The 19,785-nt window shown below is 35.5% G+C and carries 19 protein-coding genes and 1 riboswitch; of the genes, 6 read left to right on the forward strand and 13 right to left on the reverse strand.

From position 1 onward, the window contains the following. The first annotated feature begins 114 nt into the window (after window positions 1-114). The 3 genes from PO903_RS03780 to PO903_RS03790 all read left to right on the forward strand — a co-directional run bounded on the left by PO903_RS03780 (window position 115) and on the right by PO903_RS03790 (window position 2,143). Window positions 115-486 (forward strand): CidA/LrgA family protein, encoded by a 372-nt coding sequence (locus PO903_RS03780; protein ID WP_069328063.1) that lies wholly within the window; start codon window positions 115-117, stop codon window positions 484-486. Continuing rightward, entirely contained in the window at window positions 483-1,163 is a 681-nt protein-coding gene (locus PO903_RS03785; RefSeq protein ID WP_137223158.1) for a CidB/LrgB family autolysis modulator, read from the forward strand. Before PO903_RS03780 ends, PO903_RS03785 begins: the two co-directional genes overlap by 4 nt. Window positions 1,164-1,678: 515 nt before the next feature. Beyond that, on the forward strand, window positions 1,679-2,143 hold the full coding sequence (locus PO903_RS03790; RefSeq protein ID WP_069328061.1) for an AbrB/MazE/SpoVT family DNA-binding domain-containing protein: 465 nt from the start codon (window positions 1,679-1,681) through the stop codon (window positions 2,141-2,143). 119 nt (window positions 2,144-2,262) lie between these two features. Here the strand turns inward: PO903_RS03790 and PO903_RS03795 are convergent, their stop codons facing one another. The 8 genes from PO903_RS03795 to PO903_RS03830 form a co-directional block, all read right to left on the reverse strand. Continuing rightward, the gene (locus tag PO903_RS03795) at window positions 2,263-3,042 is read right to left on the reverse strand and encodes a DUF2087 domain-containing protein (protein WP_273592637.1); all 780 of its coding nucleotides are present in this window, start codon (window positions 3,040-3,042) and stop codon (window positions 2,263-2,265) included. 260 nt (window positions 3,043-3,302) lie between these two features. Beyond that, window positions 3,303-3,908 carry a DUF1349 domain-containing protein gene (locus tag PO903_RS03800; protein WP_273592638.1) on the reverse strand — a complete coding sequence of 202 codons (606 nt, stop codon included), beginning with the start codon at window positions 3,906-3,908 and terminating at the stop codon, window positions 3,303-3,305. A 200-nt stretch (window positions 3,909-4,108) separates the two neighbouring features. Beyond that, window positions 4,109-5,287, reverse strand: a complete 1,179-nt coding sequence (locus PO903_RS03805) for an MFS transporter (RefSeq protein ID WP_069328058.1) — start codon at window positions 5,285-5,287, stop codon at window positions 4,109-4,111. 117 nt (window positions 5,288-5,404) lie between these two features. After that, a riboswitch (purine riboswitch) is annotated at window positions 5,405-5,504 on the reverse strand. Window positions 5,505-5,636: 132 nt separating this feature from the next. Next, window positions 5,637-6,134: a thioredoxin family protein gene (locus PO903_RS03810; RefSeq protein ID WP_273592639.1), complete on the reverse strand. Its 498-nt coding sequence runs from the start codon at window positions 6,132-6,134 to the stop codon at window positions 5,637-5,639. Window positions 6,135-6,152: 18 nt separating this feature from the next. Then, the gene (locus PO903_RS03815; protein WP_273592640.1) at window positions 6,153-6,566 is read right to left on the reverse strand and encodes a thioredoxin family protein; all 414 of its coding nucleotides are present in this window, start codon (window positions 6,564-6,566) and stop codon (window positions 6,153-6,155) included. A gap of 15 nt (window positions 6,567-6,581) precedes the next feature. Then, complete coding sequence (locus tag PO903_RS03820) at window positions 6,582-8,711, reverse strand: peptidase domain-containing ABC transporter (protein ID WP_273592641.1); 2,130 nt, start codon at window positions 8,709-8,711, stop codon at window positions 6,582-6,584. Between the two features lie 14 nt (window positions 8,712-8,725). Further along, the gene (locus PO903_RS03825) at window positions 8,726-9,991 is read right to left on the reverse strand and encodes a glycosyltransferase (RefSeq protein ID WP_273592642.1); all 1,266 of its coding nucleotides are present in this window, start codon (window positions 9,989-9,991) and stop codon (window positions 8,726-8,728) included. Between the two features lie 23 nt (window positions 9,992-10,014). Continuing rightward, window positions 10,015-10,272 carry a helix-turn-helix domain-containing protein gene (locus PO903_RS03830; protein WP_273592643.1) on the reverse strand — a complete coding sequence of 86 codons (258 nt, stop codon included), beginning with the start codon at window positions 10,270-10,272 and terminating at the stop codon, window positions 10,015-10,017. A gap of 224 nt (window positions 10,273-10,496) precedes the next feature. Here PO903_RS03830 and gccF point away from each other — a divergent pair, with 224 nt between their 5' ends. Continuing rightward, a complete protein-coding gene (gene gccF / locus PO903_RS03835) occupies window positions 10,497-10,706 on the forward strand; it encodes a glycocin F family RiPP peptide (RefSeq protein WP_273592644.1) in 210 nt (69 codons plus the stop codon). Window positions 10,707-10,794: 88 nt separating this feature from the next. Here gccF and lepB read toward each other — a convergent pair whose 3' ends face one another. Further along, complete coding sequence (gene lepB / locus PO903_RS03840) at window positions 10,795-11,301, reverse strand: signal peptidase I (RefSeq protein ID WP_273592645.1); 507 nt, start codon at window positions 11,299-11,301, stop codon at window positions 10,795-10,797. Between the two features lie 134 nt (window positions 11,302-11,435). On the opposite strand from lepB, the gene PO903_RS03845 reads away from it, so the two are divergent. After that, a complete protein-coding gene (locus tag PO903_RS03845) occupies window positions 11,436-11,888 on the forward strand; it encodes a DUF4385 domain-containing protein (protein ID WP_069328054.1) in 453 nt (150 codons plus the stop codon). 61 nt (window positions 11,889-11,949) lie between these two features. Beyond that, window positions 11,950-12,984 carry a methyltransferase domain-containing protein gene (locus PO903_RS03850; RefSeq protein WP_273592646.1) on the forward strand — a complete coding sequence of 345 codons (1,035 nt, stop codon included), beginning with the start codon at window positions 11,950-11,952 and terminating at the stop codon, window positions 12,982-12,984. On the opposite strand, the gene hcp is transcribed toward PO903_RS03850, so the two are convergent. The 4 genes from hcp to PO903_RS03870 form a co-directional block, all read right to left on the reverse strand. Then, the gene (gene hcp, locus PO903_RS03855) at window positions 12,981-14,267 is read right to left on the reverse strand and encodes a hydroxylamine reductase (RefSeq protein WP_273592647.1); all 1,287 of its coding nucleotides are present in this window, start codon (window positions 14,265-14,267) and stop codon (window positions 12,981-12,983) included. The genes PO903_RS03850 and hcp overlap by 4 nt on opposite strands. A 192-nt stretch (window positions 14,268-14,459) precedes the next feature. Then, a complete protein-coding gene (locus PO903_RS03860; RefSeq protein WP_273592648.1) occupies window positions 14,460-15,875 on the reverse strand; it encodes an MATE family efflux transporter in 1,416 nt (471 codons plus the stop codon). A 348-nt stretch (window positions 15,876-16,223) separates the two neighbouring features. Beyond that, a complete protein-coding gene (locus PO903_RS03865; RefSeq protein ID WP_273592649.1) occupies window positions 16,224-17,078 on the reverse strand; it encodes a stalk domain-containing protein in 855 nt (284 codons plus the stop codon). A 108-nt stretch (window positions 17,079-17,186) separates the two neighbouring features. Then, the gene (locus tag PO903_RS03870; protein ID WP_273592650.1) at window positions 17,187-19,748 is read right to left on the reverse strand and encodes a glycoside hydrolase family 32 protein; all 2,562 of its coding nucleotides are present in this window, start codon (window positions 19,746-19,748) and stop codon (window positions 17,187-17,189) included. Window positions 19,749-19,785 lie beyond the last annotated feature (37 nt).

A 19,785-nucleotide genomic window follows, 5' to 3' on the forward strand; every position in this document is an offset into this window, starting at 1 on the left:
AGACAGATGGAATACATTTCATGCCATATATGAATTTTACCTATGAAAGAAACAGATGTAAAATTTTCATATAGACAATCATTCGGAGTTAATAAGAGAGAAGGTTTAACATAGATGCGAAATATCATGAAAGGAATACTTCAGGTTGCTGTACTGATGGGCTTTTCTGAACTGTTAAATGTATTGGTGCGCTGGTTACACCTACCTGTACCGGGTAGTATTATCGGCATTGCTCTTGTATTTATATTGTTACAGACCAAAGTGATCAAGCTTGAATGGGTAGAGCTTGGAGCGAACTGGTTACTGGCTGAACTGTTATTGTTCTTTATTCCTTCAGCGGTCGGTATTATGAATTATATCCCGATGTTAGAACATGATGGGGTACGAATTATCGTTATTGTTATACTCAGCACGATATTAGTGATGGTCAGTTCAGGATTACTTGCTGGAACGATGGCCAAGCGGAAGGAGCGTCACGCAGGATGAACACTGTATTATTCTTACTACTAACATTGTTAATCTATATGGTCACCAAAAGAATATATCGCCGCTTTCCGCGTGTCTATCTATCTCCACTGCTGATTACGCCACTGATTCTAGTGATTCTTTTGCTGACTATTCATGTGCCTTATACCGCTTATAATCAAGGTGGACAATGGTTATCTCGATTACTACAGCCGGCGACGATTGCTTTTGCTATTCCATTGTACAAAAATATCCAAACCCTCAAAAAGCATGCAGTTGAGATTGTATCCAGTGTTCTATTCGGTTCGATTGTAGCGGTAACTTCGTCTGCATTATTAGCGAAACTTTTACATTTGGATAGTGGTCTGATGAGCAGTATTATTCCGCGCTCGATTACTACACCGATCGCTATGAACGTTTCTCAAGCGATTGGCGGTGTACCTACAGTAACAGCGGTATTTGTGATTATGACCGGATTGATCGGTACGATTGTAGGTCCTTTTATTGTGAAATGGTTACGGATCGACGGCGAGATTGCACGAGGCATTTTATTTGGTACAGCGGCACACGGAACAGGTACATCCAAAGCATTTGAGCTTAGTTCTTTAACCGGTACGATTTCCAGTATTTCGATGATTTTGGCGGCGTTATTCACACTCGCTGCTACTCCTGTATTGATGATGGTTATGCTACCTTAACAGGTAGCTTTTTTTATTTCAGATATGTTTATAGTATCGTATGTATATCTGAAATTTGAATCTATTCGCAGATGGGTGTATGATAACAAAGTAGATGTTACATATTGCTTTAAAACGCTTAATGTCAATCGATAAGCAGGTGATTTTACGGCCAAATGATTCCTAATATCGAAATAAACAATTATATATTTAAATGAATTTTTATACAAATTATTCAAATTTGATATTTTTTTTATTTATCCATTTTCATGCTTAAATCATACTAATTAGATCTAAATCATAATGAAAATTTATATTTTCAAGATAGAAAATAAGCATCTTCAGTTGCTTTAATGCATAATTATGTAGTTAACTAAATATAGAAGTTATATTTTTTGCATTAATTTTGTTCCTTATCTGTATATTCGATGTTACTATGAATTTATACAAATAAGGGATTAGAAAGTAAATAACCTTACTTTTCTAGTTACTTTTATTTTTCTCTTTTATAAATTTGACCAAGCGGAGGAACTCTTATGAAAAAAACCGGTATGGTCCGTCAATTGGACAGTCTAGGACGTATCGTTATTCCGAAAGAAATACGCGATACGATGGAAATTGGTGTCAGCGATCCTATGGAATTCTTTATCACAGAAAAAGAAATTATTTTTCGGAAACATAAAGGAATTCAATGTATCTTTTGCGGAACATTTGACAATCTAATCTATTATAAAGATCAATTTATTTGTGGAGATTGTACCGAACAGATGGGCGATGAGACTCAACATATCGCTTTAGAAGATATGCCTAGTGCACCCGCACCTAATCGCAATCTACAATCATCTTTACGTAAATCACGGAGTAAACGGGGGGAAATGCTGACGAAAGTAGAAGATACGATGAAAGCTAATCCAGAAGCGACGCAAAATGAATTAGCTCGTATTCTAGGTATTTCTCAAAGTCGTATCTGTCAGATTCAAAAAGAACTGCGTGCTAAATAAATAGATCAAAAACCTCTCTGTGCTTTGAGTGTCAGAGAGGTTTTTTAATCTATTCTGATAACTAACTTACATATCACACTTTTTAATATTAAATTCTGTGTACTTATGCTTGCTAGCACTTATTGTTTTACCCAGTACTGACTTCCATCATCTAATCGATCCATAAATCCATACTCGATCATATAGCGGCGTAGGGTAACATAGTCTGCAAAAGAACGCTTCAGAATCTCATTAACTTCTTTTTCGGTATACTTTTTACCAAGTTCGAAGCCATTCATCAGATGGCGTAAAATAACAATTTTGCGCTTTTCTTTACGCGGAAAATTGGTTAGTGAACCTTCTAATCCATCCGGGAAATATTGATTTAAAATATCTTTACTTTCTTTCTCAGTCACAGCATAACGCTCATCCACCATCGTTGCTGTACGATGCACAGACACTAATGGAGCTGGATCATTTTGCTGTTCTTCTAATAATTCCATAATCGCTAGAAATACTTTGGCTTGCTTGGTCTTCTCTCGTAACGCAAAGCGGTGATTACGAATTGTTGATTTGCTACCGCCCACTTCAGCCACAATCTCCGTATCTGAACGCCCTTGATAAAAAGATTGCACCATTCCACTTTGGATATCCGTGAGCCCTGTCCACTTTTTATCTAGCTCCAACAAATAAGAAAACATAGATGTGTGCTGTTGCTGAATATAATGTTGCATATAACGTTCTGCTTCGTAAAAGACCCCTTCTTCTTGATAAATTACTCCCTTTTCACACGTCTTCCCATCAATCAAGCATATAAAACGACCTAATGAATGAGTATCTTCTTCGAATACATAACCACGCTTCAGATCGGATAACGCTGCTTTCCAGAATCGATCTGATATTTCTTGATTTTTTTCCATATCTTTATCTCCTTCTAGACAAATTTGATTTTATCTATTCATTTCATAGATATTATATAATTATGTTTATTTAAAAGCAAACGTTTTTTGATTTTGTCTATGATTTTATAATTGAATATACAAAACGATCTAGAGATAAATGATGATTCACTCCAATTAGAACAACAAAAAAAGCTACCTTATAACAATCAGGTAGCTTGTACAATCAATCAAAAAACTCATCCAAAACATACACACTTCAATAGAACAGAATCGACTGCTTATTTGCCCACTCTAATATTTTTGACTGTTCTTTGTTCTAACGAAAAATGCGAGTATGTTCGTTCTCCACCTTGACCTGTAGGGGCTTGGGGTAGTAATCCTACTTTCACTTGTTGATCGACAGGTAAATAAAAGAATCGAACCATATCAAAGCGAACACCATCTAACGAATAATGAAAAGCAAACGACTGCCCAACACGTGCCACTTGAAGCCATGCTGTGTTGCCTTCTACATTGTTGCCATTAGCATCATCTGAGAATGTATTGGTGATCACGCTTACAATCGAATGTGTATAAAAATCAGTATATTCAAAACATAATTTCGCCCATAGCTTTTCATCTTGCATCACCATAATCGAAGCAGAATCATAGACATCTTTGAAATCATGATTCACTTGTACACGCATCACAAAGTCACCGGCTACCTCTGTAAAAAAGAAGGGAGCATTGGTCAACGATTCAGGTGTGATGCCTTCTTCTGATACGCCCCCATGATTGCAAAAGAAATCACTTTGAGCAGGTGCATGTAAAATAACGTTGTCCTCTTCAAAACGTATAGCATTTTCATTAAGCCAATTAAAGTTTGCGAAATCTGTTTTTGGCATCATTGTCTCCTCTGATATGTATTGGTTTTTCATTGCTAAGATAGCATGATCTATAGTCCATGTCACTGTATTTTTGCATCAAGATAGCAGTTGTTTATTATCTGTACTAATCAAAAAAACACCGATAAGATCTTAGACGCAGATCATATCGGTGTTTTTTAATTCACCCTATATTAAAACCATACGTAGTGATATTTATTTTAGCGAGTAATCGTATTCGCTACATTACGAGATCTTACAGGTTTGGACAATAAGTAGAACAAGGCGATTCCAAAAGCAACCACGATAATTCCGCCACCTACCCAAGCATTAATAGCGATATTGCCTGTATTTTTGATCAATACACCACCCATAGCAGAACCTACAGCAATACCAATTTGCAATGCTGAGAAGTTAAAGCTTTGTTGGATATCCGAAGATTCCGGTGCATATTGGATCAAATAACTTTGTTGAGCCGGAGCCAGCGCCCAGCTTAGTGCACCCCAGATAAATAGTGCAATTGGGAATATATAAACGTACTGACTAGCCATCGGCAAAGTGAACATAATAACAGCGAACACACTTACCACTAGCAAAATACTCTTTTTACTACCTAGACGATCTGATAATGCTCCACCGATCATACCGCCACTTACTGCTGCAAGACCGAATACGAAGTATACGATACTGATCCAGTTGGAATTTAGACCCATCATGGTTTCAAGGAAAGGCGTAAGGTACGCATATAATGTATAATGCCCTGCTAAAGTAAGCATCGTTACTAGATGAGCACTAATAATTTTGATATCTTTAAGTGACGCCAGTTGTTGCTTCAATGTCTGCATCTTTTCTAAAGGAACATGATCCATAAATAGATGTACAACCACCATAGCAACCAGTGTCAATACAGCAATCGCAAGGAACAATACACGCCAGCCGAATGCTTCTTCCGCTAATACGCCGAAAGGCAATCCAAGTACGATGGAAGAACTGATACCCATCGAAATAATACCGATTACGCGTGCCCGATATTCTGGAGCCACGATTTTGACAGCAATCGTCAGTGATAACGTTACAATCAGCGAACCACTTGCCGCTGTGATAATACGAGATAAGAATAAGATACCATACGTTGGGCTCCAGAACGCAACCAGACTACCCAGTGTAAAGATAAGCATCGACCATAGGTATAACTTTTTCCGTTCCACCTTAGCCGTTACTGCAAGTAATGTTGGGCCAGAGATGGCGTAGACCAAGGCATAGATCATAATTAATTGCCCTGCTGTACTTACAGATACATTCAAGTCGGATGCGATCTGTGGCAATACACCACCGATAATCAATTCAATCAGACCGACCGTAAATGTAGCAATCGTCAATATTAATACTTTGAAATTCATATCTATCTTCTCCTTTGTTCTTGATGTCAGCAAGTGACTTGCGTCTATTCCATCATAGTCCGTAGAAGTTTATGCTCGTAAAGACGCAAAAAAATCCTGACTACAAAAGATGGGTGCGACGAGCACACTTAATTTTGTAATCAGGATTGTTCGGTTCCTGGTAGAGACCCTCAAACCATATTATTGAGGTTATACATTATACATCAATGAATTTTATTTAGTTAGGGTAAAGCTAACGAACATATAACAACGTCTACTACTGTAATTGATTATAGAAGAAATTTCAACCCCTATTCTTCAAAATTTGGGCATTTTTCAAGGTTTTTATGCAAAATAGGATGAATAAACTTTATTTTATTAACTTATTATTTTTTAACCACTTTTTCAAATCATCAATAGGTAATCCTTTTTCATTACTCCACTCAATTACATTTTTATTTTTACCATCTTCAAAGTAAATTATAGCAGGTGTTTGTTGAAAACCATATTTTCTTTTAAATTCATTCCATCTTTTCTCATTTTCTGCTCTATAGTCTCTTATATTCAGATAAACTATTTTGTTATTGAGGTCATTCGCATAAACAAATTTTTCGAACATTGGTTCAAAAAATAAACAGTCATTACAATCAGGTCTGCCAATGTATACAATAAATTTCTCTTTATTTACAACTTTTTTCTCAAAGTTTGTTACTGTAATAGAATCTAAATAATTGTATGTGTTAGATATACTTTCTTTTAAATCAATCATATTTTTTTTCAGCTTAATATTCTCATTATAAAAATAAACACTAAAAAATAAACTTATTATTAAAATAATTCCTAAGAAAATTAAAAGAGAATTTTTCATATTTAAAATAAACCCTTTCTATTTCTCTATTTTATTTGCCTTTTCATAAAACTCTTGCTTAGTAAAAGTAGAAATCATTCGAGAATTTTCTTTACCTTTTTTATAAAATATTACAGTTGGTGTTCCTTGTATTTCCAAGTCTTGTATTATAAAATTTTTGTTGTTATCAGCATTTATGTCAATTGCATAAATATCTTTATTTTCGCTTTTTATATAATCATTAATAATAGGTTTAACTTGTTTACAAGCTATACAAGTTTTTTGATATAAATATAAAATAAAATCTTGTTTGTTTGACTCCATTTGTTGAACATCTGTTGTTTTTATATCTTTATATAATGCAACCTCACTATTCATTAACTTACCAATTGAAAAAAATAAAATCGCTGTTATTAAAAATACTCCTGTTAAAACAATAACTAATTTTTTCATATTATAGGACCTCTCTTAACTTAAAAATTCTATTATTTTCTTCTCAATATCTAATTCATTTTTTATATTTTCACTAATGATTCCGTCTTTAATAGCAAAGATTTTATCGCAACTTTTAGCAAAATCAATATCATGTGTAATAAAAATTTTTATATTGCCATAATTTAAAAGATAATTTTTAACTTTTTCTTTAAGAAGAATATCTAACCCGTTAGTAATTTCGTCAAAAATAACTACGTCATACTTTTCGATAGTTGATCTTAAAATATTTAATAATTGCATTTGTCCCATTGATAAAGAAACTCCGTTTTTCCCAAGCATAGTTAAATAACCATTAGGAAAAGAATTAATAACTTTATCAAATCCAATCATCTTTGCAATTTTTTCAATATCTTTAAAAGCAATTTCACGATCTAAGGTTATATTATTTAATATTGAATCAGTAAACAATTCTACATATTGAGGACTATATATTATTTTTTTCTTTAAATAATACTCACTAAATTGAGTCATGTTTACATTATTAATCTTAATATTACCTTCATTTACTACATAATATTGACTCAAAACTTTTGCTAAAGTAGATTTTCCACTGCCACTATTTCCAATTAAGGCGATGTTTTCTCCATTATTGATTTCTAAATTAATATTTTTAAGTGTTTTATCATTTAAACCGTAAGAAAAATATACATTCTCCATCTTTATATTTTCAATTAATTTTAATTCTTTTTTTCCAAAATGCTCATCGTCTATTGTTGTAACCATATCTTCATATCTTAATTTTGCTACTTTTCCTTGTTCTAATGTAGCTTGCAAAGTAGTCAAATTTAGAAATGGATTAAATATATTCATTGATAAAGAATTAAACATAAGTAAAATACCAGAAGCAATATTATCATTAATTATTAAATATGCACCTAAAGAAAATATGAGTACATTAAAAATAGAAATAACTGAATTTTTCAGCTGTGTTTGTAAAGTATCATACGAGTAGAACTTTTCCGAAACCTTTATAACATCATCAAGGATAACGATTAATCTATTTTTAGCAAAATTAATAATATTATAATTTTTAATTGTTTCTATATTATCAGCTGATTCAATCAAATTTATATTCAATTCTTCACTTTTTTCAAACAATTTATAACTTAAATTTTCTAGTTTATCTTTAGATAGATATAACATTAAAGAAAATATAATAACTGGAATAATAATCAACATACTTAAATATATATTTATTGTTATAAGTATATAAAAAGTCGCTAACATAGTGATTAAATCTAAAGGCAACGTTTGTACAAAGAAAATCATTCTACTTCTTATACTACTGATATTGCTAAATCTAGTAATTAACTCTCCACTTTTATAACTCTCAATATGTGAGAAACTTTTATTAAAATAATTCTCTACCAGTCTGTTTACTAATTTTCGATCTATTCTATTATTTGATTTTATATTTATTACTGAATTAAAATAATTTAAAACTAATTGGCACAGGACTACTAATAAATATAAAATTGTAATATCACTAATAATAGCTATGTATTTATTAGGGATTATTAAATCAAAGTAAATTGTATACATTCTAGCAAGATATAATCCTAAAAGATAAACTACAATAGATATTATCCAAGAACCAATAAGTAAATTTTTTGATACAGTCAAATCTTTAAAAAGATTTATTTTCTCATTTTGATTTCTTAGACTTTCTAACCTATCAGGATCTATAATATCATTTAGTTCTAAAATAAAAGGAATCCATTCTTTCAAAAATTTATCGGCTCTTAAAGTGATAATTCTATTTTTGCTTGGGTCGCCTATTGTTAGTTTATTTCCTTTTCGTTTATAAACTACAATAAAATGATTCATATCATCATTTCCAACAATTTGAGTTATAAAAGGTAGTTTTATTTCATCAAAAACATTTATATCTTTTTGACATTCATATACGGTACTTTCAATGCCTAAATTAAATAGCCCCTTTTTCAATCCCAAAAAACTAGAACCATTAGAATTTGTAAATACTATTTTTTTTAACCTTCCTAAAGAAAGTTTAATTTCATAATTATAATTCATTATCATAGATATACATGCAGGTCCACAATCGATTGGTTCTAATTGTTTAACAAATGAATATTTTTTCATTTCGTAACTCCTAACTAAGTCTTATTTATAACTTTCTTATAACTACTATTTTCCAAAGCATTATATAAATTCTTATATTTCTGCGTATTAAAACTGAAATGATTTTCTTCTAATTTATTAAATATGTTAAAAGCTTTATCGTATTCTTCAATCTCAAAAAATAATTCTGCAATAAGATAATCCATATGAAATAAATTAGAATGCATACTCCCATATTCAATTTCTTGCTTGTTATTTTTAAAAGTAACCACATCATTTAAGATTTCAAAAAAGCTTGATTTTATGTTTATTATTTTTATTATATTTTGAAAATAAAACACATCACTTAATTCTGGTGCAATAGTTTTTAGCTCAAATAATTTTTCTTCTGCTTCTTTAAGCTTTCCTTGATGTATATAATATGCAACTAAGTCACTTAAAGCCCGTATTTTATACTCCTTATAATCAATATTATCTGCACAAAGTTTGATCGTTTTTTGAAGTAAAAATTCATACTCTTCTTTCTTTAAAACTTCTTTTCCATCTCTACTTAAAAAGTATATCCACCTAGGATAATAAGGTTCAATATCAATCATAATTCTAAGGAGGCTAATATTTCTTTCAATCTTATTTTTAGCTTCCAATATTTCTTGTTCATATCCATCATGTTTTAACTGGATATTATCAAATGATATTTCAAAAATATCTTTTCCAAATTTATCTTCAGATATTCTAGGTTCTTCATGTATTAAACCATAATAATAAATGTTATCTTTTTTATTTACTATTCTCCTTACACCCTGCACAATATGTCCATTGCTGTTTATAATAGTTGGATTAATCACAACATTTTTGAGTTTTACTTCTTTTAATATCCAAATATATTTTTTTAAACTATATATTGATCCTTCTACCAATTCTTCGTCTGCATCTATAAAGAAAGTCCAATCATGAATTGATTTACTAATTCCATAATTTCTGATTTCAGAGAAATTTTCTTTCCACTCTTGCTCAAATAAGTTTACTTGAGCACGATATTTCAAAATTTTCTCAATAGTTTTATCGTTTGAACCTGTATCAATTATAATAATCTCATCTTTAATATCTTTATCTTTCATTATTGCTTGTATGCATCTTTCAATAACTCTTTCTTCATTTTTGCATATTACAATAATTGAAATATTAATTTGATCATCTACATACTCGTTAATTTTCTTATTATGAATCTCTACTATAGTATTATGTAAATCTTTAGAATAACTAGAAATATGATTTTGAAATAACTCCAAAATATTTTCCAAATTAACTCCTCCTTGTAATAAACTTATTTAGTATTAAAGTATTTTTTGAAAATATTCCGATTTTTTCTATATTGATTTGGATACTTTTCTCTTTTATCAGTTCTTTCAACTAAATAATCAATACTGGTATTATAAAAATCTGATAATTTAATCAAAATCCATATAGGAACATCCCTTTCTTCTCTTTCATATTTTGAATATAAAGATTGATCACAATGAAGGTATTCGGCTATTAATTGTTGAGTAGCATGTGATTCTTCTCTTAAATCTTTTAAACGCATATAATTCTCCTTTCTATATTACTTTTCGCAAAATATGTAATGCGAAACTTTAAATTACCAATATTAATATTAGTAATTTAAGAATAAATTTTATTGAAATTGAAGGTCAAATAGTCCTAAAATACAAAATCAGTAACGATTTTCACATATAATATATTTATAAGATTACTTATCAAAAATATATTTACTAATTCTTTCTACCCAATTAATGGAGGAGGTAAACTATGAGTAACTTAAAAAGATCTTTAACTGATAATGAGATTTCAGATTTTACGAATAATGGAGGCTTTACTAAACTCGAGTGTTTGTATTATATTGGAATTTGTGGTGGCGCTAATAAAGATTCAGGATCATGTACTTATATTCTTAAGCAATGCGGTATTAGTTATGGCCCCGGCTACGGTGGTACTTGTGGAGCTTGTACTTGTAAATAATTAATTAAACCCCATATTTAATAAATTTATTAGAAAAAGAAGACAATCTGTATATGCAGATTGCCTTCTTTTTTATTTTGTATTTATATTATTCGTTGGAATTCAGCTTTTTCCCTTGAATCGCTGTTACTTCACCTTTTACTTTTTGGATCGAAATGGTTCCAAACATACGACTATCCATACTATTAGAACGATTATCTCCTAATACAAAAAACTGATGTTGGGGAATCTTCTTATTTCCACCATTATAATCAGTGATATTATATGCATATCCTTCTGCTTTTGCTTTTTTCACAGCTGCTTGTATGTAAGGCTCTTTAATGACTTTGTTGTTAATATACACTTGATCCCCTTTGATTTTGATCTTTTCGCCAGGTAATCCAACAACACGTTTAACAAATGTCTTTTCATTTTCAGGCGTTTGAAAAACAATAATATCTCCGCGCTCAATATCTTTTTCGGTCGCTTTGACTACAGTTAAGCGATCTTCTGCATAAATATTCGGTTGCATCGCTGGACCTTCTGCGATATAAGATTGGCTTCCTCCTTGTAACAACATAGCAGATACTACAATATTCCATACCAATGAACTCATTATCCAACATCCCCCTTTTATCTTATTCTGTCTTAAGATATCCTTTTCGTAAATACATATTAACTGCAAACTGACATAAAAAACGACAAATCGGGTAATAGAGAGTTACTTATCTATACAAAGGAGTTCTTAGTATGCCTGAAAAATTTGATTATACCTTAGACTATACGAAGCTAGATCTACGCCAACAACCCGAATTATATCGAGTCGGTAAAGGGGAACAAGGTGTGTTAATGGTTGAACCTTATAAAGGCGAAATCTTACCTCACTGGCGCTTCAAAACACCGGAGATTGCTACCGAATCTTCTGAGAAAATCTATGCGATGTTTCTAGACTATAAGGAAAAAGAAGATTTTATCGGGATGGATATGGCTCGTAAATTTCTACAAATGGGTTATACGCGTGCACGCCGTTATACCAACCACAAAGGCGGTCGTAAATATGATGAAAATGGCGAAGTCCTTCCTTATACAGACGATCCTATCAAAGCGGAAGCCGCTCGTATTTTCAAAGTAAAATGGGATGAAGCCAAAGTCGATCCTGATTATATTCGCATGAAAAAAGAACATCAGCAAAAATACGGTTGATGTTCTTCTGATCGTTCATGATATGATTGAGTATAATTTCACACAAAAGGACGATGATTTTTTGAAAATCAATGAACTTTCCAAACGTCTGGGTATCTCGACACGTACGATCCGCTTTTACGAACAAAACGGTCTGTTGCCTTCTGTACAGCGTGAACACAATCAGTATCGTATCTTTGTCGAAGAAGATATCTGGCGCTTGCAGACGATTATAGCGCTTCGTGAAGCAGGTATGGCGATCAAAGAGATTAAGCAAGCGTTAGAACCACAAGGATTACCGGATAGTCAGCGATTACGTTATTATCTGGAACTACAACGTTCTCTGCTGACAACACAGTGGTTAGAAATGAAGCGTATGGCTGAAACGACCGAGCAGATGATTGATTTATTACAGACTCAGCAGACTTTGCCGATTCAAGAGATTTATCATCTGGCGGATCAAGCCAAACATTTGCGTGAATTGCGTCAGAACTGGCAAGACCAATGGAACTTTGATCAGCGTGCTCAGACGCATGATGAAGACGTACAGACCCGTAGCGAAGATTATCCGCATTATGAGCAAGCACTAACGTATACAGCAGAATTGATTCATGCGACTTCAGGTGAACATGGACTGGATCTAGGGATCGGTACAGGCAATCTTGCCGGTCGATTATTAACCTCAGGCGCTCATCTATCGGGTGTCGATCAATCGCAGGAAATGTTGAAGCAGTGCCAGAACAAGTTCCCTATGATCGATACACGAATAGGTAATGTGCTTGCCATCCCTTATCCAGATAACCATTTCCATTTTGTCGTATCCAGTTTTACCTTTAGCCATTTGAATCCACAACAGCAATTGCTTGCATTGACTGAGATTCATCGGGTACTCAAGCCACATGGACGGCTTTGTCTGACAGACCGTATTGTTGTGCATTCCGCGATTACAGATGATTCATTAAGTACATCGTCTGCAAGCGATCTTGGACTGCAATCTACATATCATGAATTACAACATCCTGCTGTACTAGAGTGGTTTGAAGAACACTTTTATATGACCAACTATTATACGATAGAACAAGAAGTAGGTTGTCTGCTTGCGGTTTCTTTACATTAAGAAAGCATATCTGCCATATCGGTTGCCGCATCACCAATTAATTTTAATCCAAATGTCGATTGTAAAACGTCCATTACACCGTCTGAAATAAACTCGGGTGGCTTCGGCCCGATTCGAATATCTTGAATCCCTAGACTGAATAATCCTAGCAAAATAGCGACTGCTTTCTGCTCAAACCACGACAACACAATACTGACAGGCAATTCCGCCATCGTACAACCGAACGCTTCGGCTAGTGCCATAGCTATTTTGACAGTAGAGCCCGAGTTGTTACATTGTCCCAAGTCCATATAGCGTGGAATATCTGTGCCCGGCACAGTGCCATAATCGACATCATTAAAGCGGAATTTACCACAAGAAGTAGTTAAGATAACGGTGTCTTGTGGAAGAGAAGTCGCCAGCTCCCGATAATAATCCCCACCTTTGCCCGGTGCATCACAGCCTGCGATCACGAAGAAATGACGGATCTTTTTACTTTGAACAGCTTCGATAATCTCAGGGGCTAACCCAAGTACATTCGCATGATGATAACCTGTCGTCATAACAGCATCAGACTGCATATGTGCTTCAGGCAAAGAAAGCGCTTTGGCGATTACTTCACTAAAGTCTTCGGTCTCTATCTTGGTCACCCCTTCTAAGCCTGTTACCCCATAAGTGAAAAAGCGGTGCGCATAACTGCCTTTGATCGGCATCACACAGTTGGTTGTGGCTAAGATCGCTCCGGGAAAATTCTCAAATAAACGGCGCTGATCATACCATGCTTTGCCGATATTGCCTTTAAGATGGGTGTACTTTTTGAGATGAGGATAACCGTGAGCAGGCAACATTTCAGAGTGAGTGTAGATATTGATACCTAATCCTTCAGTCTGTTGTAATAGAGCTTCTAAAGCAAATAAATTATGACCGGTAACCACGATACATTTCCCTTCCACCTGATTCGAACTTACTGTCACTGGCTGAGGAATCCCAAAGCGGTCGGTATGGGCTTGATCGAGTGTATCCATAATATGAAGAGTGGCTTGTCCTACTTGTAAAGCCATATCGATATGTTCTTGTACATTAAAGTTCGAATTGGTTAACGTCAAATAGAGTGCTTCATGCGTAATACGATCGACTTCTGGATGGGTATATCCCAATTGACGAGCATGAGTCGCATAAGCGGCAACCCCTTTGAGCCCGAAAATGATCGTATCTTGTAGACTGGCGACTGTCTCATTTTTCCCGCATACCCCGATCACTTTGCATCCACCTGATGGTGTCTGTTCACATTGATAACAAAACATGATGTATATCCCCCTTAGTTGTATTGTTCACTTGGCTCAAGCATAGCTCGCTACCACAAACCGCAGGGTGATTGTAATCACTATTTGCAAAATAGAATAAAAAAACCGCTTGAACCCTCCTCTACGATTGTAGAAAAAGATTCAAACGGTTGGTAAACTGCATTTATTTTTTATCCATAAAATTAGATTCTGTTATACAGGTGCTACAGCTGGAACATTTTCTCTGGATTCCGGTTCATCATGCTGGATAAGAGAATGTTTTTCCCATGCTCTGCTCTTCCAGCGGAAGTACATAATAACAGCACGTACCCATTCATCTGCCGCAATCGCTAACCAGATTCCTGCAAGTCCCAAGTTCATTTTGAAAACAAATAAATAGCCGAGCGGTAAGCTCATACATACCATCGAGATCAGTCCCATATAGACAGGGAACTTGGCATCTCCTGAAGCACGTAACGAGTTAATAATCACAATATTACAGGTTCGTCCAGTCTCCAGTAAGAAACTGAGCAGTATGACCTGTGAAGCCATTCGAATAATTTCAGGGTTGTCGGTGAACATCCCGATCAGTGGCACACGGAAAATGATAATCAAAATATCCATCACCAGTGTAGCCGCCATCGCCCATTTTACACTTGACCATACCCGTTTGTACGCTTGATCTTTCAGATTCGCTCCGACTAAGCGGCCAACAATAATCGCTGTACCCATACCAATCGCAATACTGAACAGATAGATAAAGGTTGAAATATTATTAGCATATTGACGCGAAGCCATGGCTTCACTACCGAGATACGTTACATAGAATACGAAGACAAGCTGGCATAATTGATAAGTGACTTGTTCAACCGCAGAAGGCACACCAATTTTCAAAATTTGCATAATATATTTCTTGGTCATACGGAAGTAATCTTTAATCTGAATACGTACTTCCATCACACGATACAATAACCAGAAGAAGATCACGGCACAGATCAGACGACTGACAATCGTCGAGATCGCTGCACCTTGTACACCCATTTGTGGCAGACCCCAGTGACCGAAGATCAACAAGTAGTTACCCACAACGTGAATCACGTTCATAAATACCGATACAAACATCGTTTCTTTGGTAAATCCATACGTACGAATGACAGCTGCTAATGTGTTGATGAGTGCTTGTAAGAAAATCGCTCCACCGACAATAGCAATATAACTTTTAGCAAGAGCAAGAATTTCACCTTGCAAGTGCATTTTCTCCATTAAATATCCGCCAAGTAATAGGAAGGTACCACTGAGCAACAATCCTACTACCAAATTAAGCGTAATCGCTACAGCGGTGATACGACTTGCTTCTAATACTTTACGAGAACCTATATACTGTGCGACAACGATTGCTGCTCCGTTACCGATCACTTCTAATACTAATATAGCGATAGAAATAACCTGATTAGATGTGCCGACAGCTGCGACTGCATTATCCGATACATCACTTAACATTAAAGTATCAACAATCCCCATTAACATGAACAGAAATACTTCTAAAAAGATTGGCCATGTTAACCGGAAAAGGTTAAATTGTTTGTTAATCACTGCATTGCTTTCATTGGTGGATGTCATAGCGCTCATGAGATCACCTTCCTTTTGTTCGTATTCGGGTGTTACTTATACAGGCAATCCAGCCTGCTTCACTTCACGCTTTTGCATGAATGTTTCAAAACAATTCCGACGGTTTCCTCTCAAACTCTTGGTATCTTAGCACACTATTTTTGCGATTGCACTACCTATTTTGAAATTTTCTGAAAATTTTACATGTTTTTTGATTCTAAACCTCAAAAGTGGGTATTGTGAAGCTTTTCTCATGAAAAGAGCTCATTTTCAATCATTTTACAGTATCGTTTTCACGCTATGATCAACAAAAAAGCATACGATCCTTGAATACTCATAGGATCGTATGCTTTCATAATCAAATGATAATTATTGTTGTACTAAAGTGACTCGAATCTGGTTGTATCCCGGAGCGATCGAACGTGGATTTCCTTGAATAGAAAATCCAAATGCATTATTTTTGGTGCCTACAAGACTCAGTGTATCCGGCTGAATACGAGTATTCGATTCTACTACACCTTGAGCTCCATAATAAGCTTGATACGCATTACCGAGCGTAACTAGATCCATCTGTGTTGCATAGATCATTAACAATTGCTTTTTATCGCCTGCTACCGATTCTCTTAGACTGATCGATGTCGTATCCGATGGAAACGGGAAATCAAGCGGTAAGTACTTGGTTGTAATCAATGGTGTATTTACCACACTAAGCGCTGGATTAACAGGGACAACACTGGTCACTACTTCGGGTGCTGTTCCTGCTACATCGATTCTGCCGCTATCATTAGGATTTAATGTCTCTATAACTGGTGGCGGTGTGGTTGCAGAAGGTGTAGATGTATTGATGCTATTTTTTTCATTTACAGTTGGAGTTGTAGGGGCAACATTAGGAGTGGTCGAAGTACTAGCTGGTTTGCTGGTAGCACTGGACGACTTAGGCATGATTGAAATTTTATTATTACTTGAATCATAATTAACATCTGTATTTAAAGCTTCACTGATCGAACGCACTGGTAAATAAGTCGTTCCTTGATACACAATAGGAGATAATGATTCTCCATTGGGTCCGGTCGGCTTGTATGCTTTACCACTGACTTCAATATTAAGATTGTGATTGAGCGACGCTGTGATACTTTCTAATGTAGAACTTGCATAGACTCCGGCTGATCCAGTTAACGCCATAGCCGCTATATAAATAGGAATAATCCACTTCTTTTTAGACATATTTGTTCCCCTCCTGCTGATTACTAATGAAGTTAGTATTAGTAATATCGGTCAGCAGAAGTGAAACAATTATATGTTAGAACTGGATTAAAATAGTTTTTATTAATATTAGGGTTTCCAGATACTTTGTAGACGATATACATTTAAGTTGATAATTTTAATTTCTCCATTTTTGCTATACAAACGCATCCCTGTATCTTGTGGATCTGGCAAAATCAAATCAGAAAAAACGACCTGCCCCTGATTAGCAAACACCTCAACTGAAGAAGCATCTACAAAGATACGTAAGTGAATTCGATTGTTGATCGGTTGCACTGTCGCGGCATGCCTTTTCGAAAATAACTCGGCAAAGCTTGTGTTGCCTGACAATGATCGATCAATAAATAAAGACTGATCTGCATGGATATAACCGATGTCTGTTTGATGCTGGTTGCCTGTACGAACTTCAAATCCCCATGCTTGTGCTGGCTGACTCACCGGCAATTCAATCTCAGCTTCAATCTCATAACTACCTTCTTGAAGACCGGCTAACGGATTAGCAGATTGTTCTGAGATGACCTGATTAGAGAGGGTACGTATTGGCGTTCGCAAAGAAGACAATTCGGTCAGCGGTTTTTGAAATAATCGCAATCCTTCGCTCGTCTGCTGAAGCGATAATTCTCGTGGAATGGTCATTTCACCTTTCCAAGCTGTGGTAGGAAAAGCAAACGGGTAATCCCAGTTCGTCATCCATGCCAGTGTAATTCGTCGTCCATCGGGAACATTCGCAAATGAAGTGGCGGCATAGAACTCTTTACCCCAGTCTATTTTCAAAACGTTGCCGACCGGATTATTATTGATAAATGTACCTTCAGCCGTTAGATCACCTATAAAGTATTCTGCATCAGAGCCTGCTGTTTTGGGATTCGCTCCTGTACTGATCATCAATACCCATTTGATATTTCCTTGATGATCCCGCAGAGGAAATAAGTCAGGGCATTCCCATACTCCGCCATGAATATAATCTCCATACCCGAAATTATCAGTCCATGTCCAATCGATTAGGTTCTTCGATGTAAAGAAACGAATATGATCTCCACCAGAGACTACCATCACCCAACGTTGATTGACTTCATCCCGAACCACTTTAGGATCACGGAAATCCCATCCACCTGCTTCAGTAGACGTATAGCCTGGATTTTGGATCACAATAGGATGTTCTTTGGAATATTGCCATGTTCGTCCTCGATCAGTACTGTAGGCTAATCCTATTTTCTGATTACCGTTAGGCGCATCAGGATCGTAAGAAGTATAGTAAGCAACCAATCCTTTACCTCCGGAAGAGCCGAATAGACCGGAAGCATTGGTAGTATCGGCTATCGCTGCTCCTGACCAGATATGCCCTAGATCGTTCCATTTCAGAGCAAACGGTAGCCTTTTCCAGTGGACAAGGTCAGTACTGACTGAATGCCCCCATTGTCCTCCATCTTGATAAAATAAATGATATTCCCCTTCAAAATAGACCAATCCATTCGGATCACTGATCCAATTTCGTGAAGCAGAATAATGATATTGTGGACGGTACTTTTCTGTATACTCATCTGCCGGTGACGTCACAAATAAGTCTTGAAAAATAACCTGACCGCCTTGGGCAATCATACCTGTATAACCTTTGGTGTAACTGCTATCTGTGGCTTGAATAGCAGCCGGTGTATATCCATCGACAAAGACTTGGATACGATTTTGGATCATCCGAATCTCTAGATGATGGTTACTATTAGGTTGATGAATATACTGCTGAGTTGATTTGGCAATCAGAGTACCATTTCTTTTTTTCAATTCAACCCCAATCGTATTGCCTTGATGACGTAGCTGGACTACATAACCAGTGGTTCCTTTATCATTGGCATGAAAGATTAGACCTGCGGTTGTTCCCTGTACATTATTAGCAAAAGAAATATCTGCTTCGGCTATCAAATCGGTTGAACGCAGATTGTACAGTTGCAATGCTTCTTGCGTTGCAGTCACTATTTTGCCTTTGATATGAGGCGTCCATACTCCTGTTGTTAGTAGGGACGTAGTCAGATTGGTATTGAGATCACTTACAATAACATTTTGAAACGTAGCGCTCCCATCCCATACATGCAAGCCCAGATGACCTGAACGATAAGCAGTATCAGTCACTTGCATCACAGGTCGATATTGTTTGTCCCAATAGACACTAAGCTGATCGCCTTCTGCTTTGACTTTCACATGATAAGTCTGCCCTGCTTGCAGGTCTACAGGATACGATTGCTGTAATGTACCACTTGTCCCTGAAGAATTAAGCAACTGAATCTGACCGGATGTCGGCATTACCTTCAACCAGTAGCCAGCTGACCCTTCAGCATCCGAGCGGAAAATAAGTGAAGCATCGGTCTGTGGATTTTGAATCGTCACATCTGCTTCGTACACAAAGTCAGTTGATACTGTCGCTGAGAGGGCTTTCACATTTTCTTTCGGATCGGAAGTAAGCACGATCCCCGCTGTTGTATCTTTCATTGTTCCTTTGTCCTTTATCGTCCATGAATGTAGATTGGTTTTGGCTTGTGCTGGCATAGCCCAGACAACGCTTAGACCGCATAACAACATCAACATGGTAATCATTTTCCATCTATACTTGTTCAGAAATAAGATACCCATAGGTTTCATTATTTTATTCCTCTCTGTTAACGTATCATAAGACTCA

It is taken from the genome of Paenibacillus sp. PK4536 (assembly GCF_028594455.2).
Taxonomy (GTDB): Bacteria; Bacillota; Bacilli; order Paenibacillales; family Paenibacillaceae; genus Saccharibacillus; species Saccharibacillus nuruki.

Excerpts from the sequence above, each read along its gene's own strand:
- PO903_RS03780 (WP_069328063.1), top strand. The coding sequence starts at position 115 with ATGCGAAATATCATGAAAGGAATACTTCAGGTTGCTGTACTGATGGGC.
- PO903_RS03785 (WP_137223158.1), top strand. The coding sequence starts at position 483 with ATGAACACTGTATTATTCTTACTACTAACATTGTTAATCTATATGGTC.
- PO903_RS03790 (WP_069328061.1), top strand. The coding sequence starts at position 1,679 with ATGAAAAAAACCGGTATGGTCCGTCAATTGGACAGTCTAGGACGTATC.
- PO903_RS03795 (WP_273592637.1), bottom strand. The coding sequence starts at position 3,042 with ATGGAAAAAAATCAAGAAATATCAGATCGATTCTGGAAAGCAGCGTTA.
- PO903_RS03800 (WP_273592638.1), bottom strand. The coding sequence starts at position 3,908 with ATGCCAAAAACAGATTTCGCAAACTTTAATTGGCTTAATGAAAATGCT.
- PO903_RS03805 (WP_069328058.1), bottom strand. The coding sequence starts at position 5,287 with ATGAATTTCAAAGTATTAATATTGACGATTGCTACATTTACGGTCGGT.
- PO903_RS03810 (WP_273592639.1), bottom strand. The coding sequence starts at position 6,134 with ATGAAAAATTCTCTTTTAATTTTCTTAGGAATTATTTTAATAATAAGT.
- PO903_RS03815 (WP_273592640.1), bottom strand. The coding sequence starts at position 6,566 with ATGAAAAAATTAGTTATTGTTTTAACAGGAGTATTTTTAATAACAGCG.
- PO903_RS03820 (WP_273592641.1), bottom strand. The coding sequence starts at position 8,711 with ATGAAAAAATATTCATTTGTTAAACAATTAGAACCAATCGATTGTGGA.
- PO903_RS03830 (WP_273592643.1), bottom strand. The coding sequence starts at position 10,272 with ATGCGTTTAAAAGATTTAAGAGAAGAATCACATGCTACTCAACAATTA.
- gccF (WP_273592644.1), top strand. The coding sequence starts at position 10,497 with ATGAGTAACTTAAAAAGATCTTTAACTGATAATGAGATTTCAGATTTT.
- lepB (WP_273592645.1), bottom strand. The coding sequence starts at position 11,301 with ATGAGTTCATTGGTATGGAATATTGTAGTATCTGCTATGTTGTTACAA.
- PO903_RS03845 (WP_069328054.1), top strand. The coding sequence starts at position 11,436 with ATGCCTGAAAAATTTGATTATACCTTAGACTATACGAAGCTAGATCTA.
- hcp (WP_273592647.1), bottom strand. The coding sequence starts at position 14,267 with ATGTTTTGTTATCAATGTGAACAGACACCATCAGGTGGATGCAAAGTG.
- PO903_RS03860 (WP_273592648.1), bottom strand. The coding sequence starts at position 15,875 with ATGAGCGCTATGACATCCACCAATGAAAGCAATGCAGTGATTAACAAA.
- PO903_RS03865 (WP_273592649.1), bottom strand. The coding sequence starts at position 17,078 with ATGTCTAAAAAGAAGTGGATTATTCCTATTTATATAGCGGCTATGGCG.
- PO903_RS03870 (WP_273592650.1), bottom strand. The coding sequence starts at position 19,748 with ATGAAACCTATGGGTATCTTATTTCTGAACAAGTATAGATGGAAAATG.